Genomic DNA, 17,519 nt, shown 5'->3' with positions numbered 1-17,519 from the left:
ATGCTTTATACAAATATAGGGAACTTATTTACTGTTTGTTAACAATTCGCCATTAGAAAGATAACACCAATAAGGTAACTCAATGTACTCGTGCAGCCACTTGGCACATTCTTTTCCCTTAAGCATGGCCATGGTGGTGATGCTTCCAGCAATGATGCATTGCGGGGCTAACACTGTAAGAGAAATGGGACAATCTTCCACAGGCCACCCTGTTTTAGGGTTCAGAAGATGGGAATAACGCTTGCCGTCAAGCTCTATAAAACGCTCATAAACACCCGAAGTGGCAATCCCACCTTGTTTCACCTGCAGCTCTCTAAGTGATGCGCCTGTTTTTTGAGGATTTTGAATGTGTATAGACCAGTAATCATCGTCAGGATATGGCCCTATGATGCGAATGTCTCCACCCAAATCAACCAGACCACTGTAAATCCCTTGCTGTTGACACAAACTGGCAACGGCGTCAGCGGCATATTCCTTAACGATACCACCAAAATCAATTTCCATGTTTTTTTGAGGTAAGGCAAATTGCTGTCCCTGACGGTACACCTTCTGCCAGCCCACCAGGTCCAAGAGTTCATCCAGTAGGGTTTGAGAGGGTGCTTTTGTTGTTATATTTCCTGTTTTAAAATTCCAGGCTTTACGTAATACCCCGGAAGTAATATCAAACAACCCATCGCTTTCATGAAAACAAACATCGGCATAATTAAGTATGGCGCTCGTTTCTTCGTCCAGGGTAAGCAACCGATCACTACCTGCTGATTGATTTATTCTGCTGATAACACTGTCTGCTTTATATCGGGAATATTTATCATTCAGCCGATTAACTTCTTGAACTGCCAGTTTCAAGACCTTGTTCACATGCTCTTTATTTTTACTTATAAGACGAACTTCACATGGCGATCCCATAGAGACAAAGCGAACCGCCAAAGGTTTTAACTTCCTGACTGCTGAAGATTTAGCCACAACCGCAACCCCCACCTCCCAAACTGACACTACCTCGGGAGGATTCAAGCGCTTTTTCCATGGTTTTATTGTTCATGTAAGCAGGAATGGACCAGGGTTCGAGTGACATGCTCGGTTTGGTGAAGTTGCCTTTTTCCCACGGTTCAACCTTGGTGCACCCTGTGATGCAAGTAACATCGATTAAAGCAAGTAACAGCACAACACCTGCAGTACATTGCCTATTATTCAACTTAATTCGTTTATACTTGCTTGCAACATCACGCATCATAGTTACCTTTTATTTAACCAGTCCTTTAATGATTGCACTATTGCCTGCATCATAACCAGGAAATACACGAATTATCTTTTTATCAGGCCCGATGAGATAGGAGGTCGGCATTTTTGATAATCCAAATTGTTTAGCAGCCGTACCATCCGGATCAGACAAATGAGAAAAAGAAGAAGGATACATTTTCAAAAACTGTTTTGCCGCAGCCGGATCTTTATCGGTATTGATTCCCACCACTTTTAAACCCTTTGAATTAAGACTTTTTGATAAACTGGATAATTCAGACATCGACTGACGACAGGAAGCACACCAGGAAGCCCAGAAATCAATTAAAATATATTTTGCCTTGATGTTGGCAATATTTACCTTGGTAGCAGGGTTTGACATTAGCGGTAACGATATTGCAGGAACGGCACTTCCCTCTCCGACTGCAAACAACACAGATGGCATCAGGGCACAGATAAATAAACTGATCAACGCACATGCTCTCATCACTCTCTCCTTGTTAATGGTTAATGCACTAATAAACGCCTTTAATTCCGACATACACCACCGCCATCCTGATTTTGGTAAATTCAGGTTCTGTCGGATACGTTACTTTGGTACCACCTAAACGCATAGAGGCATTTCTGACTCCATACGAGCCTCCAATATACGCTGTATTACTGGCAGATAACTGTTTATCCACCTCCAACAAACCAGACAACTGACCATAAGAAGCAAAACGATAGTCACTGGTATAGAATAAAAACGTACTTTGTGGCGTCACGTTTGGAGGGGTTAACAGATTATAGTACTTAGTACCCGTTTGTGAATAATAACGAATACCAGGCTCCAAACCCCAACCATTCACCAAATCCATACGCAAAGTGGATTTCACCGTCGAGGAGCTAACGCCCCAATCATCTGTATAATAACGATACTCCAAATTGAACCCAGCTTCATGAAACGATTGTATATAATGTAGATACTTACCCGCAAATGACCACCCCACTCTCCTGTCTGGGAGATAATCCGGTTTGTAAGGATCGTTCATAAATCCTCTGTCCAGAAAATACGTTACTGCAAATTGAGCCAGAGTGGTAGTATTGACGACTTGGGTTATCCCGCCCATCATTTGCCAATTATTATTCGTACCGCCCACCCTGGGGTTTATCGCGCCAAGCTGGTTGGGTATAATGTCATTGGCTGTATAGCTCGTTCCAATATTTAAAGCTGTATTTTTATTATTAAAATCGATGCTTGTTTCTGCTCCGATAAAATTTGATTTGTAATCGTATTCTCTCGATGCGCCAACTTCAACTTTTGTGGTCGCTTTTTCTCCATAATAATTTAAACTAACCGCTGCTTCATTACGTTGATCACGAACGGACGCGCCAGTTACTGCCTGTTTGGCGACTCCAGTATCAGGAGCGACCACCCCAGGCGATGCACCGGTTACTGTATAATATATAGGAGAAGCACTGGTTAAAGCATCACGACCAACAGCCACCTTGAAATCCATCTTTTCTGTAAACGGAATTTCTAAATACGCATTGATGGCATTAACATCAATCATAGGATCGGGACTATACGGTACCAGATTATATTGTTGGTTGTTGTGAGTAATTTTGGTTAAAGCCAATGCGACATCAGCAAAAAGATTTTTGACAGGATGCATGATTCGAGTAAAGACCTTGGAATCCGCGCCAAAAATGGCATGAGGGTCGTACTCCGAATCCGTGGCCGTATCCGATTGTGAACCGTTGGCCGCAGCATCAGATGAATTCGCACCAGAGTCGATGGAAGTCCCACCATCTTCCTCAAGCTTTTCACTGGAAGAGCCGGTGTCCTCATCCAGCTTTTCAGACGTAGAAGCAGTATCCCCATCCAATTGTTCTGAGTTACTTACACTGTTCAGAAGAGCAGCATCCCCTCCTTCAGGGTCAACGACCTTGTCAGGGCAATCATTCAGATAAAATATTTGAATGGGCTTCAAGTCAAGAAGCTTTTTGAGATAAGGAGCAACGCAGAGGACAGGACTACCGTTGTCCGCGCCAAAAGAAAGACTCGCTGTTTTTTTTAACACAGGCGGCTCAATTTTGGTAACACCCAGCTGATTAGTCGATTCCGCCTGATTCGTTGATACAGCGGCAAAGTTTAAAGCGGGTAACATCACAGCAGCAGCTGTCAATGAAGATAGAATTGAATTTTTTTTCATTATCGCTTGTTTATTATTATTAATTCAATTTGCTGAGCAATAAAGTTTCAAAGCGCAGAAAGAATTTTAGGAAAATTAATCATACGTATTAAATCTTATAAGTCAATAAGTTAGGAACTAATTAAATAACGTCCTTTAATTGCAGACAATGAAATAAAGAATTTTCCCCCAGCAACCTCTATGATGTGCCTGGCTTTTAAAATCTTTAACTCAATTCCAGATGATTCAATTAACACAGGCATTGAACTGCTCCACCAACGGGAATTTCAGAGTTTATGTAAATGAATACTGCCTTATGTCTTAACGCTTTAACAGAATTCTCCATGGTTGAAAATAGGTCCAGATGTCTGCTTCTTTATAGGCAGGACGTGACTGCATTCGTTTAAACCAATTCATTAAATCAACTGATTCCACCAGCTGATACTCACCTATCATTTTTAAACGTCCTAATAAAACTACGGTAAGAATATCAACCGAACTGATTTTCTCACCCAATAAAAATGTTTGTGGAACGGGTAATTTTTTGAGGTAACAACGAATATTGTTACGCTCAATCTCCAGTTTTTCAACAAGAGATCCTTCTGTAAAATAAGCCAAACGCTGTTTGTTCAGACTGATTTTGGCTTCAATTGCAGCCTTATCCAACGACGTCGGCAGCTCGGCTTCCAGAGAGCGAATTGCTTTTCGCAACATATTGAGAGCAAAAAATCTAAGTAGAGCGATCCGGCTCAAGGCTTTACCAAAAGTCAGCCGTTCAATTGTAATGGAATATTGATCGCGGACCAGTTCCTCGATTCTGGAGGCACATTCGGCATCTGCATCCATCCAGAGCTCGCCAGCCTTATCAGCTGCAAACTTTAAAATATCCTGACTGTCTGTCCAGATCTGCTCGTTATCAACCAGAGCAGGTACCGTCATGGAAGGGTTTATCTTCATATACCAGGGAGATAATTGCTCTTTAGCTAAATGAATATCCATACGCCGGAGTTGAAAAGGCACACCTGCCTCGAGTAAAGCGTAACGACCAATCATCGAATAATATGAAGAAGAAGCACTATACAAAACCATAATCAATCCCTGATCAGAGCACTAATTAAATATAAGAGTATCAAGATCGCTGACTTTTAGAAATACGTTAAATCCACTACTTGTAATAAGTGATATTTAATAGGTCCTTATAAGCTGTTTAACGGTATTTTTAAGTAACGTATTCCATTGGCCTCAGGCTCACTCAGCTTTCCAGCCAGAATATTGACCTGTATGGATGGAAGTAATAATCTGGGGACTGGCTTCCCTTTATCTTTAGCCAAGCGCTGAATCACATAAGCTTCTTCTGAAACATCTCCCTTGACCATAATATTATGTTTTTTTTGTGCCCCAACTGTAGATAGGCAATCAGGATCCTGGCCAGAAGGGGGATAATCATGACAAGTAAACAGGCGAGTATTTTCTGGTAATGAAAGAATCTTTTGAATGGAGCGATAGAGTTGGTTGGCACTTCCTCCGGGAAAGTCGGTTCTGGCAGTGCCCACATAGGGCATAAAGAGAGTATCACCAACAAAAGCAGCATCTTCAATTAAATAGGTAACACAGGCCGGAGTATGACCAGGAGTATGCATTACTCGAACCGGAAGCGTGCCAATATAAAAAGTTTCCTCGTCCTTAAACAGATGATCAAATTGAGATCCATCAAATGATGATTCACCTGAACAATTAAAAAGTGGCATCCAAAATTGCTGCACGTCTTTAATATGCTCTCCAATAGCTATTCGCCCACCGACTTTATCTTTTAAGTATTGAGCAGCAGTGAGATGATCTGCATGGGCATGAGTCTCCAATATCCATTCAACTTCCAAGTGATTGTGCTGAATAAATTCAAGCACTTTGTCTGCTGAATGTGTCACAATTCGTCCAGAAGGCATATCAAAATCCAGAACAGCATCGATGATGGCACATTTTTTTGTTTTACTGTCTGCTACAACATAGGTAAATGTTGCCGTATCATTATCAAAGAAATGGTGAATTAACATAATAGTCTCCTTGCTTAATAGCTTATCAAAGAACCAATTTCTTTGATCATGATCAAAACGCCAACAGTTAAAGTAAATAAGCCAAACACTACCCTGAGTTTTTTATCGTGTAGTTTACTTCCAATTAAGATGCCCAACATCATGCCTGTAAGTGTAAGTAAGATAAACCCCGTCAATAATGGCCAGTTAAATGCAGTTCCTGCTATCCTATCCCCCTGAAAACCAGCTATAGAGTTAATGGCAATGATGGTTAGCGATGTTCCTATTGCATCCTTCATGCCCAAACCAAAAAAAGCAATAAGTGAGGGAATAATAAGAAAACCACCACCAGCCCCCACCAGTCCGGACAATAACCCGATGCAGATACTGCAGAGCATTAATTTAAAATAATCAATACACTTTAAAACAGGAGGTTCAGATATGGATGAAACGGATATTGGTTTCAGCATGAATCCCCCTGCTATCAGCATTAAAACAGCAAAAATGATCATGACAAAACTATTTTTGGGTATGTTTACAATCAACTCAGGCAGAGATGGCACAATATAGAAACGAGTAAAAAAAACAGTCAACAATGCAGGAATTGAAAAAATGACAGCCATTGCTAAATAGACTTGCTTTTTTTTCCAGTATGTAATGGAACCTAACAAAGCAGTGCTACCCACAATTAATAATGAATAGGCGGTCGCAACTACAGGCATAACCCCAAGGAAATAAACTAAAATAGGAACTGTAAGAATTGCTCCTCCAGCACCAATCATTCCGAGAATCAAACCCATAAATAGCGCTAAAATATATCCCAAGATAAGCATCTGATTCTTCCTTCTTGCTAATTTTAAAACACAACGTAATTCATTTGATTGTTCTGCTTCATAGCGAAAATCCACCATCGAAGCCTCGAAAGTCCACGGGCCTGAGACACAGATGAAAGCAAAAAACTGAACATCCAAAGATCTTATTAAGAGCACGGACAACCGCACCACGCCAGAATTATCAAGCACTATTCAGCAGAGCCTGATTTTCTTAATCATCCCCTCTATAATACAACTCCGCTCAGTGAATAAATCAAGATAAATCTTAATAGAAAAATATTTAGTAATTTTTTCCAGTCAATACTGTTTTTTTTATTTTTTTGTTGTTAAGATGTTCCTCCCAATATCCAAACAACAGCTAATGTTCCTGTGGATATTTTTTTCCAGTTTCCTCGTCATATTTTCTAATTCATAACTCTCATCTAATGATATCCCCAAGCCCTGTATGAGTTTTCCTGCTATTAATTTTTTATTTGTATTGAATTACTTATCCACACTTTCTGTGGATATCTCTGTGAATAGCCTCTTAGTCTTCTCATAAATGAAGGATAAAAGTTGAATGGTGAGGACTTACACAAAGTGCTGCTCTAAGACTTAGTCACGAATTTATTTACTAACATCCTGATAGTCAACAAGAATGTATCTACATCATTCAATCTCTGATGCTCTCCTTCATTTTTTATTGGCACTCTTTCGTTATCTTATTGATTTTTAAAATCTAATCATAGAAAATCGCTCCCCTGATAACGTTGTTGTTGACTTTATATATAATATGCTCCATTAATCAGCCAGGAACTATGAACCATTGCATGCTAACCAATTGGAGGCATGACTTGACCTCGGGTTCCAATGCATTACGCTGATTTGGCGGTCAATACGTACAATTTGAGCATTAGGAGTGGCGAATTGAACCCATGCACTGTCAACATACCCTGATAAACCAGAATAGTGTTGAATGTAATATAAGGACATGTTTTATGAAGTTACTCCTCTCTGAAGAAAAATTCCGCCCCGTTTCTACCCTTGCATCATCTTCCATTCTTGCAACTCTACTGACCATTAACGTCTCTGCCTCAGCACATGCAACGTCAACATCTTCTTCTAATGAGCAACAAAAACGGATTCAAGCACTGGAAGATAGGATTCGTTCACTGGAAAAATTGCTTATTGCACAACAAAAAATATCAACCAATTCATCCCATAGATCAAAAAGAAATAGCGCTACTCACTCCATTAAGACCACTCCTTCTATCACATCGGGCAAACTGCATGTCAAACAGCCCGTAGTACAGAAACCTGAAGCACATCCAGTATCCTCAGTTTCTCTTAAGAAACCATTCACTACAAAAGATAAAAAAATTTATCTAAAAGGACTGACGATCTCACCTGGCGGATTTTTGGCTGGCGAAGGTTTTACTCGCTCACTTTATCAACAATCTGATGTGGGATCCTTCTTCGGCGGAATTCCACTTGGCAATAACCCCTTGCATTATATGAGTGAAACCAGATTCTCTGCACGTACATCACGTTTGTCCAGCCTGTTTGAGGGAGTAATCAATCCCGAAACGTTAGTGGCCGGATATATAGAGGTCGACTTTTTTGGCAACGGTTCAGCAAATTCCACTGAAAGTAATTCCTTCGATCTGAGATTAAGGCATGCTTATTTTAATACCGACTGGAATAATTGGGGTGCTCATGTCCTGGCTGGTCAAACCTTTTCACTTGCAACAACGAATCTAAAAGGAATAACGCCTCGCAATGAATTTCTTCCATTAACCATTGATGCCCAATTTGTCATTGGTTATGTTTGGAAACGCCAACCCCAATTGCGTCTGGTAAAGAATCTGGGCGAGCTGTTCACCGCAGCGATCTCAATTGAAAACGCTCAAACGACTTTTGGTGGCACACCCTGCGGAACCAATTTGGGCAATGGAGTTATAAGCCAGATTTGTTCTAGCCCCGGAATTCAAACTCTTCCCAATATTGTGTTTTTTTCTTTGAACAACATTCCTGATGTGATTGGAAAGCTGGCTTATGAAGACACTATTAATAACCATAGAGTTCACATTGAAGGTTTCGGTTTGCACCGTAATTTGTATAATCGCGTTCGAAGCGTGCCTGACTTTAATGAAAATCATAATACAAGTGCGTACGGTTTTGGTGGTGGCGGATTGATCGAATTAATTCCGAAATACCTTGATCTTCATGGAAATTTCCTGGCAGGCCGCGGCGTAGGAAGTTATTCCTCCGGTTTTCTTCCTGATGCGACTTTAAATTCCAATGGTTCATTAATCGCGATACCTGAAGTTATATTCATGGCAGGTGCAACATTGCATGCCACTTCAAAATTTGACGTCTATGTCTATGGTGGTAAAGAACAAGAAGATCGCACTTATTTCAGAGTTAATGACAATTACTTTGGGTATGGTGTTCCTAACGCAAACAATACTGGATGCAACATTGAATACGGTATTTGTGGGGGAAACAATCAGACCTTATGGCAAGTGACAACCGGTTTATGGAATAAGGTGTATCAAGGGGATTACGGTGATGTACGTGCTGGCCTTCAATATTCCTATACTGTGCGAAAAATCTTTTCAGGTAATGGAGGACAGGAGAATTTACTTAACCCCCAATACATTGGTTATCAAACCCATGATCATATGGTTTTTGCCAGCCTGCGCTATTATCCATTTACTTTCAGCGGCAACTACTAATCAGGCAAAAGCAACAGACGCCTTTCGCACAACTCAATCTCTTGAGCCACCCCTCATTTTTTATACATATCTCTCTTTATCTTATTGATTTTTAACAATGAATCATAGAGAATCGCTTCCCTGATAACGCTAGAGGTAACTCCGTTTATACGCTCTGTTAATTAGCCAGGAACTATGAACCATTGCATGCTAACCAATACGAGGCATGGCTTGCCCCAGAGAGACCCTCTTTTAAGAGAATAGCTCGGGCATTAACCACGGGTTCCAATGTATTAGGCTGATTTCGCGGTCAGTCCGTACATTTCGAGCATTAGGAGTGACAAATTGAACCCATGCATCGTCAACCTACCCTGATAAATCAGAATAGTGTTGAAATCTAATATAAGGACATGTTTTATGAAGTTACTACTCTCTGAAGAAAAACGCCGCCCCGTTTCTACCCTTGCATCCTCCTCCATTCTTGCAACGCTTCTGACCGTCAGCGTCTCTGTACCCGGTCATACGGCGTCTACGTCTAATGAACAACAAAAACAGATTGAAGCATTGGAAAATAGGGTTCGTTTATTGGAACAATTGCTTATCGCGCAGCACAAAGCAACTACCAAGATATCTCATGGATCAAAAAGTAATGGCAGTACTCAAATCCATAAGACCAAGCAAGTGATTACATCGGACAAACCGCATGTCAAACAGCCCGTAGTACAAAAACCTGTAGCACATCCAGTATCTTCTACATCTACTAAGGGGCCTTACATTGCCAAAGATAAAAAGATTTATCTAAAAGGACTGACGATCACTCCTGGTGGATTTTTTGCTCTCGAAGGTTTTACTCGCTCACTCTATCAACAGTCTGATGTGGGATCCTTCTTCAGTGGCATTCCACTTGGTAATAATCCCTTGCATTATATGAGAGAAACCAGACTCTCTGCCCGCCAATCACGTTTATCCAGCCTATTTGAGGGAGTAATCAATCCAGAAACCTTGGTATCTGGATATCTCGAGGTCGATTTTTTAGGTAACGGTTCAGCAAACTCTACAGAAAGTAACTCCTTCGATCTGAGATTAAGGCATGCTTATTTTAATACGGACTGGAATAATTGGGGAGTTCACGTACTGGCAGGTCAAACCTGGTCTCTTGCAACAACGAATCTAAAAGGAATAACGCCTCGCAATGAGTTAGTACCACTAACCATTGATGCTCAATATGTTGTCGGTTTTGTATGGAAACGCCAACCGCAATTACGTCTGGTAAAGAATCTGGGCGAGGTGTTCACCGCAGCGATCTCAATAGAAAACGCTCAAACAACCTTTGGTGGCACACCCTGCGGAACCAATTTGGGCAATGGAGTTATAAGCCAGATTTGTTCTAGCCCCGGAATTCAAACTCTTCCCAATGTTGCGATTTTTTCTTTGAACAACATTCCTGATGTGATTGGAAAGCTGGCTTATGAAGATACTTTTAATCATCACCGAGTTCACATTGAAGGTATCGGTTTGCACCGCAATTTCTATAATCGCGTTCGAACCGCGCCTAATTATAATGAAAATCATGATACAAGTGCTTATGGTTTTGGCGGTAGCGGCGTTATTGAAGTACTTCCGAAGTTACTTGATCTTCAAGGAAATTTCCTGGCAGGCCGCGGTATAGGAAGTTATTCCTCCGGTTTTCTTCCTGATGCAACGCTAAATTCTAATGGCACATTAACAGCAATACCTGAAGTTATATTCATGGCTGGTGCAACATTGCATGCCACGCCAAAACTTGACCTCTATGTCTATGGTGGTAAAGAACAAGAAGATCGCACTTATTTCAGAGTTAATGACAATTACTTTGGGTATGGTGTTCCTAACGCAAACAATACTGGATGCAACATTGAATACGGCATTTGTGAAGGAAACAATCAGGCAATATGGCAAGTGACAACCGGTTTATGGAATAAAGTGTATCAAGGAGATTTTGGCGATTTACGTGCTGGCCTACAGTATTCCTATACCGTGCGAAAACTCTTCTCAGGCAATGGCGGACAGACCAATGTGGTTAACCCCCAATACATTGGTTATCAAACTAGTGATCAAATGGTTTTTGCCAGCCTGCGTTATTATCCTTTTACGACTCAGGAGGTATCATCAGCCGCTATTAAATAGTGCGCTGGTTTTAGCCTCATCGCTTATAACTGACTCTTGGTCACAAAATAGGGAGTCTTAGAGAAAAGTCAGATTTGCGTGCATGTTTTCGCTTAAAGTGCGCCAAATATGGCTTTTCAATGAGTTGTGAACAAGAAACTGTAGCTTTTATAAAGGGGCGGAACTGCGCCCCTAAAAGATGCAATATCACTCAAAAAATGCCCCCTTCCAAGGGTGCACTTTCTACACAAAAAGAAACGAAACGAACCAAGATATCATTGTTTGGATCGTCATGATAAAATAGCGCGCACATAATGCCAATGGAAATCAATATGTGCCCTCCTTTAGACGACGCGTCAAACCCGCTCTATAATCAAGCCGTTTCCGAACAAATCAACCGATTGATCAATTGGCCGCAGAACTTTCATTCTTCTCGTGCCCTGTTTTCTCTTCCAGAACCCTATTCGCAACAAGAGCTTAAAGACTACATCATAAAACGACAAAATGAAGAGTCGTACCTCACGCAATTAAACGTGTGTGGGTATACCTTGTGGAACGGGGGGTATAAGCGAGTAGATAAAATCGAGAGCGCCAAAGCCTTGCTGTTCCTCATGGAGTACACCCACTTTATTGATTGTGGACAAGACCTGCTTGGCGCCTTATTTGATATGTATAAAAAAACCTGCCAATGGTATGAAGACGAACAAAAAAATCGTGAAAATCATCATGCGTGGTATACACCACCAAAGAAAATTTATGCTGACCAACGCGGATTTTATGAGATTGAATCCAATAATAAATACTAACCCAACTGGAACTGAAGTAGAACACAATGTATTCCAATCACGAATTTATCAGTCAAACGAAAAATGATACTCGCAAAGCGCGAAAGTTGTTAGCGCAAGCAAAACACAATCCCGAATCGGCACCACCCTTGTACTGCATCCTGTTCGGAGAAGAGGCTCCAGATACCTTGAAACAATCGTCGGGTCTACTAGCTCGTATTTTATGTGGCGACCTGTATCATCTGGATTCAGTGTTGTCTCAGTGCGATCCAAAAGAACTATTGGACTCTTTTAATTCCGAGTGTGTATTATGGAATGAATACCTGCAAATAGTAGCTGAAAGTAAAGCGCAATCATCTTCGCAAGTTGGTGCGTCCGAAGAACAAACACAAACGCCTCCACAAGAAGTAGCATCTGAAGGAGAAACAACAAAACCTTCACAAACACATCTCAGCTCCACAAAATAAATCTGGGGTTCCTGGAAACTGAGATTAAAAAGCATTATAAATCGGTAAATGATTCTATCAAAAATATGTTGCCAGTCTAATGCTCCGTAGCCTGGAGTTTATGGCAAGGGATGCGTTAGAAGAAGAACAACCCTTAATTAAAGCAAAGCTCACTCCGTTAAGCAATGGTATTGACTTACTTATAAATACTGAGATACAGCGAGAAAAAAAATATAATATGACTTTCAAACAAGCTTTTGGCCTCCATGTTCAGCGTTTCATTTTTACTGCAATAAAACACAATTTAACAAAACTGAATTGGCTTGACGAGTTCCGAAAATCTGGGCAACTAATCAAGTTAACCAGTAGCAATAATTCAAAGTCAAGCAGTTTATTGTTCGGCATGGCTTTTGACTCAAATGTATTGGAATTAATCAATTACGTGTCCCCCAGTGCAATGGACGGAGTTATGGCTGTAAAAGCTACTGCCGAAAGAGTTGCATCAAGTTCTATAGATGAGTCTATAAAGCCAGTACTTGAACAAGTTCCAATCGATGAGGAGACAGGTAAATCAATTCCGGATTCAGTGAAATCGATTGATGCTGATGTGGAGTGGCTCAATCAAAACAGTAATTGGTCAAAACATTTTCCCTATGCTGCAGACTTGCTTAAATTTTACAAGCAGTGCACAACCGGGGATTCAAACACGGGCTATAAATTGCCAAGCAATGTCAATGGTATGGCCTATTTGTATGAAATGCTCAATTCCTTCAGGCCGGCTGACAGTTTGACAGTAGTGGAGAGATTAACTTGGGCCATAGCCAACCATTACATTCACTGGACCAAACAACTTTCTCCAAAAAGTCAGTATTTGTTTGCAGATGCCGTGGCTCATGCATTGCTAGGTGGTTTAATCGTTAGACATAAGATGACACGTTCATCGATTGTTGAAGTAGGAAGTCCTGAACTTTTTGAAGAATTGCATCGATGCATTGCAGTCCATGGAAAAAGCATCCTTGCACTTGCTCCCCCGCTTTTAACGATAGATGGAAGCATAATTACAGCAGCGGACATAGTGAATTCATCAAGTTCAACTTATATGCAAAGTCCCCAATATCCTGCTCTTGATCATTTTGGCATGTTTAAATCGGCCCCAATAACCAGAGAGATAAAACCGAGCGGTCATCAACTTAAACCTTGATGTTAAATTTGAGGGATATTCTCTTTCATTACAGTTAAAGAGAATATCCCCTTATCCCATCAAAACATCCATACTCGTTGAGCAGTTCATATTTTGCTCACAACATGAGTCAAATTTTTGGAGAATTTCGTTTAAAATGGTGTTAATCTTAAGGTGATTTATTATTCTTTGTTCATTAGTTAAAACAACCATGCTGAAAAATCGATAACCTATAGTTATTGGACCTTCTTTTTTACTCAAATCGTATTCAATGATTTTAAGTACCAGGACAACGGCCTTAAGCAAATTCAGGTGTTCATTTAATTGAGTAATACTTGCTATATAGAGAGTAATGGATTCAAACAAATTATTTTGGATACCACCCAAGTCCATTATTGACATCAATGATGAGATACTCATTGAAGTTGGGACTCTGTCTATAGCCTCTCCTAAAGCAATTAATGCATTCCGTTCTTTCTTTGATATAATTTTGTGTCCCGACAGACTGTCCTTTTCCAGAATTTCTTGAATCCATTCTTGTCCAATTTGAATTGCCAGTGGTGTTTGTCCGGTCTTATAACCGTTCTTATCAACGACATGGTGATTATTAATCGCCATTAAAGAATTCACTTGCAATAAATAATCAATCACATTGGCTTTGGTTAAACTCACAAACGCTCCTTGTTTATCAGTTAATCATTCTCTTATCCTTTGCATGTCAGATTGACGCAAGGGAAATTAGTTCAAAAGCCGATTTCGTTTGGTAAAAATGACTTCAAAAAAACCAAGCTTGATACCTAACTATCCTAAAGCGAAATGATTAGAAAGTGCAATGGATAATTAAACAGTTTCACTTAATTGGACTAACCAGAATATAAATCGAATGTATGTTTTTATATCCTGGCGAGATTTGAGTATCAGGGGCGACAAATACTCCCACCGACATATACGGATACATTATTAGAGGGTGAGGAACAATTCCCAATACACACTAATAAGATGCAGAAAAAATCGTTGGCTCAGCTATCATCTCTTCATTTTTTTCCAATTGATTCAGAGCGTCATGGATAGTACCGGGATTTAGTTCTTTAATATTTTTACTATGAATTATTTGAATGTTGTCTTTATCATGATAACTCAGTTCATAATTATCTAAAATTTCCGGATCCTCACCATGAAGAATTAGAAGTACAGATCGCGAGAAATAACAACCTAAACAAGGCCTCACCATTTCAGGAGGTTGTCTAAATCGCTTATCTGCTAAATTCAAGACGAAAATCTGTAATGAAAGTATGGAATGAGGTGTGAATGAAGTCAGGTATTTGAATTTTTGTTCTGGAGAGTTATTCTCAAAAGAGTACTGTTCCGATTCGGCAAGTAATTGCAGAATGAAGTTTTTTTCATCTGAATCAAATCCATAAACAGGAACTCGTCTTTTTGTCATTGATTTTACCTTTGCTGCAAGAACTTGATGAATAATAGAACATATTTCGCTTTTTGTAAATATTTTAAACACCGGTGTCATTTTTTAATTTTTTCCCTCATCATGAAAAAAAAATGTCATGCCCGCGCAACGGGCACTTCCAATTAGCCTTAAGTTTTTCTTGACGAAATGCTAAATTGATAATTCCAAATGTTATCGAAATCTCGCAAAAATGTCCTTCTCCCTCAGGGAGAAGGTGCCAACGGCGGATGAGGGGGTCTTAAAACGATTAAAATTATCTATTAAAATACTTAGTCCAACCAAAAATAAATTAAATGCATGGGATTAATTGATAATGCAAAAAGTCTACGCAAAAACAGCAACTGCATGGAAATTAAAATGTGGAACTCACCTGGAACACAACGATTTCAAGGATTTAAATTCAAAAGACAATGCCCTATTGATACCTATATTGTAGATTTCGTTTGTGATGTGTGATCCCCTCATCCGCCGTTGGCACCTTCTCCCTGAGGGAGAAGGACATTTTTGCGAGATTTCGATAACATTTGGAATTATCAATTTAGCATTTCGTCAAGAAAAACTTAAGGCTAATTGGAAGGGCGAGCAACTATTGATCAAAATAATCCGATGCCAAAGAAAAAAGTGGGGATTATTTTCTCCACGCTTAAACTCTCTTTCGACTTGCTGATGCACTCCATATCCCCTCCCTTTGGCGTTCAAGATGATATAATTTGGGTGCATGTCAATGAGTTATCTCAACTGACTGCAGTGCCTAATGTCAGATAGTTGCCCGCCTGCGCGGGCAAGACAGGTTTTTTTGTTATGTACAGAGTCTATTTCCAAGGGGCTGTTGTCAATATCGATTTCGACTTTTCGAGAACAAATCGAGGAACGTAGTCCTGAAAAGAATGAAATATCAACAGCTCCTGATTAAATTGAGACTATAATTAAAGGGATGCTTTATTATACTTGAACTCACTATGCCCAATTTATTTGATACTGCCTTGCAAGATTTTCCAAGAAATGAAATTTGGCGTCTGCAAACAGATGGTTGGCAAGCATGTCGTGGACCAGATAATTTTCGTCCGTCCTATTATCAAGGCATGGAGGCAGGTTTTAATTTTTTACGACGTTTTGATGACGTGCACATAACACCAGAATTTATTGAACACATTTATTTTAGCGCGTATCAATATGAATCGGCATTCAAGAATGAGAGAATTTGTAGACAAGGATACTGTGAATCAGTAAATGAATTTGCAATCGTTCTCCCGTTACCAGGTCTGGAAGCTATTGCCGGGGTTTCTCTGGCAGGTATTGATGAGCTGGTCACGATGATACAATCATCCTATGAGTCCCAAGGATCAAGAGAATTTCCACAAAATGAAATAGGAATCATGAAACCTGGAATGTTTTACTCGAGGGTAATCAGTTTTAATGACTTTGCAACTCCAAATGAATTTAAAAATATGTTAATCAAACAACTTGAATTAGCATCAGCTACTTTGAGGTTATACACTGGTCCAGTAAACATTTCAGACGATGAAATGACACGAGTAGACCTAATTTCTAATGCAGCTACACGAGAAGACATTTTAACTTTTGTCCAAAATGACATTGACCAGTACTATGCTGAGCTTCAGCGTGCTCAATCAATAGCAGATCCTGAACATCGAAATGCTTATGAAATCATGGCGATTAATCGATTCATTCGAAAGCTGCATCAATCTCATTATTTTCCTGATGGAAATGGCAGAACGTTTATCTTTTTACTGGCAAATCTCTTGCATTTACAAAATGGCCATGGCCTCAAGATTACCGAGTTTCCTGCTCATTATGCTGGATTTTCAAGTTATGAGCTATTAATCGAAACACGAACAGATCTGGATAATTTTAATGCCTTTAAAATAACCAGAGCTAAAGAATATTTTGGCAATTTAAGCCCTGAAACCATTATAGGAGATAAAGAAGGCACAAAGAGGGAATTAACCGCTCGCTTAAATCCAAATCCTTTAATTGCCTTGGCTCAGATTGACGAATTATTTATTCAAGTTTTAGAAAAAAAAATACAGGTACCGGTGGGTCATGTGCCGTCTAAAAGTCTCACAAAAAAAACAATTAAATCGTTAACTGGACCAAGCACTTCAACGATTGCCCATGATCATGCCAAAATTATGCTAAAAGAATTATACCTCGAAACATTGGTGCGCGTCGTTCAGAATGATGCACACAACGATACCACGCAGAGGCTGGGTTATGGGGCAAATAAACAAACACCTGTCGAAATTCTTCGCAGTATTGTGTTCAGACACGATCTGGCCAAAGTATGCGGCCCAGACAAAATAGAACCGATAATAACTCAACTTTCAAATGATGCACTTTTAGCCTCCACCAGCTCTTCCGCTGCTTCTTCAGAGCCGCCAATCTTTAAAAGTTAAATTTCCTAGTTTATTTAACCATGTTACACCCATTCTAACTGAACAGGGGCAAATGAGCCTCAAATGTACTTTGGCACGAGTAGTTTGAGTTTCACGGTTAATGTCAAACTCA

The 17,519-nt window shown here is 39.9% G+C and carries 17 protein-coding genes; 7 read left to right on the top strand and 10 right to left on the bottom strand.

Annotated elements, in window-relative coordinates; genetic code table 11:
* Nucleotides 1–24: 24 nt before the first annotated feature.
* The 8 genes from G543_RS17980 to G543_RS0113345 all read right to left on the bottom strand — a co-directional run bounded on the left by G543_RS17980 (nucleotide 25) and on the right by G543_RS0113345 (nucleotide 6,351).
* Nucleotides 25–963 carry an FAD:protein FMN transferase gene (locus tag G543_RS17980; RefSeq protein ID WP_202972364.1) on the bottom strand — a complete coding sequence of 313 codons (939 nt, stop codon included), beginning with the start codon at nucleotides 961–963 and terminating at the stop codon, nucleotides 25–27.
* A complete protein-coding gene (locus G543_RS0113375; protein ID WP_081675683.1) occupies nucleotides 956–1,231 on the bottom strand; it encodes a DUF4266 domain-containing protein in 276 nt (91 codons plus the stop codon). Before G543_RS0113375 ends, G543_RS17980 begins: the two co-directional genes overlap by 8 nt.
* Nucleotides 1,232–1,240: 9 nt before the next feature.
* On the bottom strand, nucleotides 1,241–1,777 hold the full coding sequence (locus G543_RS18495; protein ID WP_081675682.1) for a TlpA family protein disulfide reductase: 537 nt from the start codon (nucleotides 1,775–1,777) through the stop codon (nucleotides 1,241–1,243).
* Nucleotides 1,752–3,431 (bottom strand): DUF3570 domain-containing protein, encoded by a 1,680-nt coding sequence (locus tag G543_RS0113365; protein WP_028384969.1) that lies wholly within the window; start codon nucleotides 3,429–3,431, stop codon nucleotides 1,752–1,754. The genes G543_RS18495 and G543_RS0113365 overlap by 26 nt, the downstream gene beginning before the upstream one ends.
* Nucleotides 3,432–3,541: 110 nt before the next feature.
* Nucleotides 3,542–3,673: a hypothetical protein gene (locus G543_RS19465; RefSeq protein ID WP_274519377.1), complete on the bottom strand. Its 132-nt coding sequence runs from the start codon at nucleotides 3,671–3,673 to the stop codon at nucleotides 3,542–3,544.
* Nucleotides 3,674–3,731: 58 nt separating this feature from the next.
* Entirely contained in the window at nucleotides 3,732–4,499 is a 768-nt protein-coding gene (locus G543_RS18490; RefSeq protein ID WP_051190709.1) for a glutathione S-transferase family protein, read from the bottom strand.
* 107 nt (nucleotides 4,500–4,606) lie between these two features.
* The gene (locus tag G543_RS0113350) at nucleotides 4,607–5,461 is read right to left on the bottom strand and encodes an MBL fold metallo-hydrolase (RefSeq protein WP_028384968.1); all 855 of its coding nucleotides are present in this window, start codon (nucleotides 5,459–5,461) and stop codon (nucleotides 4,607–4,609) included.
* A gap of 14 nt (nucleotides 5,462–5,475) precedes the next feature.
* Nucleotides 5,476–6,351, bottom strand: coding sequence for a sulfite exporter TauE/SafE family protein (locus G543_RS0113345; protein WP_051190708.1), 876 nt, complete (start codon nucleotides 6,349–6,351; stop codon nucleotides 5,476–5,478).
* A gap of 899 nt (nucleotides 6,352–7,250) precedes the next feature.
* On the opposite strand from G543_RS0113345, the gene G543_RS0113335 reads away from it, so the two are divergent.
* From G543_RS0113335 to G543_RS0113315, 5 genes are all read left to right on the top strand, one after another.
* Nucleotides 7,251–8,990: a hypothetical protein gene (locus G543_RS0113335; protein WP_028384966.1), complete on the top strand. Its 1,740-nt coding sequence runs from the start codon at nucleotides 7,251–7,253 to the stop codon at nucleotides 8,988–8,990.
* Between the two features lie 396 nt (nucleotides 8,991–9,386).
* The gene (locus G543_RS17965; protein WP_051190707.1) at nucleotides 9,387–11,135 is read left to right on the top strand and encodes a hypothetical protein; all 1,749 of its coding nucleotides are present in this window, start codon (nucleotides 9,387–9,389) and stop codon (nucleotides 11,133–11,135) included.
* Between the two features lie 311 nt (nucleotides 11,136–11,446).
* On the top strand, nucleotides 11,447–11,920 hold the full coding sequence (locus G543_RS0113325) for a hypothetical protein (RefSeq protein ID WP_028384965.1): 474 nt from the start codon (nucleotides 11,447–11,449) through the stop codon (nucleotides 11,918–11,920).
* A gap of 26 nt (nucleotides 11,921–11,946) precedes the next feature.
* On the top strand, nucleotides 11,947–12,366 hold the full coding sequence (locus tag G543_RS0113320; RefSeq protein WP_028384964.1) for a hypothetical protein: 420 nt from the start codon (nucleotides 11,947–11,949) through the stop codon (nucleotides 12,364–12,366).
* A 100-nt stretch (nucleotides 12,367–12,466) separates the two neighbouring features.
* The gene (locus G543_RS0113315; RefSeq protein ID WP_028384963.1) at nucleotides 12,467–13,546 is read left to right on the top strand and encodes a hypothetical protein; all 1,080 of its coding nucleotides are present in this window, start codon (nucleotides 12,467–12,469) and stop codon (nucleotides 13,544–13,546) included.
* A 51-nt stretch (nucleotides 13,547–13,597) separates the two neighbouring features.
* Here the strand turns inward: G543_RS0113315 and G543_RS0113310 are convergent, their stop codons facing one another.
* Both G543_RS0113310 and G543_RS0113305 read right to left on the bottom strand, forming a co-directional pair.
* Entirely contained in the window at nucleotides 13,598–14,197 is a 600-nt protein-coding gene (locus G543_RS0113310; protein WP_028384962.1) for a hypothetical protein, read from the bottom strand.
* A gap of 319 nt (nucleotides 14,198–14,516) precedes the next feature.
* A complete protein-coding gene (locus tag G543_RS0113305; protein WP_133141348.1) occupies nucleotides 14,517–14,969 on the bottom strand; it encodes a hypothetical protein in 453 nt (150 codons plus the stop codon).
* 318 nt (nucleotides 14,970–15,287) lie between these two features.
* Between G543_RS0113305 and G543_RS19460 the strand changes: the two genes are divergently transcribed.
* Nucleotides 15,288–15,446: a DUF559 domain-containing protein gene (locus G543_RS19460; RefSeq protein ID WP_081675681.1), complete on the top strand. Its 159-nt coding sequence runs from the start codon at nucleotides 15,288–15,290 to the stop codon at nucleotides 15,444–15,446.
* Between the two features lie 503 nt (nucleotides 15,447–15,949).
* Nucleotides 15,950–17,407 (top strand): hypothetical protein, encoded by a 1,458-nt coding sequence (locus tag G543_RS0113295; RefSeq protein WP_028384960.1) that lies wholly within the window; start codon nucleotides 15,950–15,952, stop codon nucleotides 17,405–17,407.
* The last annotated feature ends 112 nt before the right edge of the window (nucleotides 17,408–17,519 follow it).

Source organism: Legionella moravica DSM 19234 (assembly GCF_000423305.1).
GTDB classification, from domain to species: Bacteria; Pseudomonadota; Gammaproteobacteria; order Legionellales; family Legionellaceae; genus Legionella; species Legionella moravica.
Note: the sequence above shows the minus strand (reverse complement) of the source record. Positions and strands in the feature narration are given on the sequence as shown.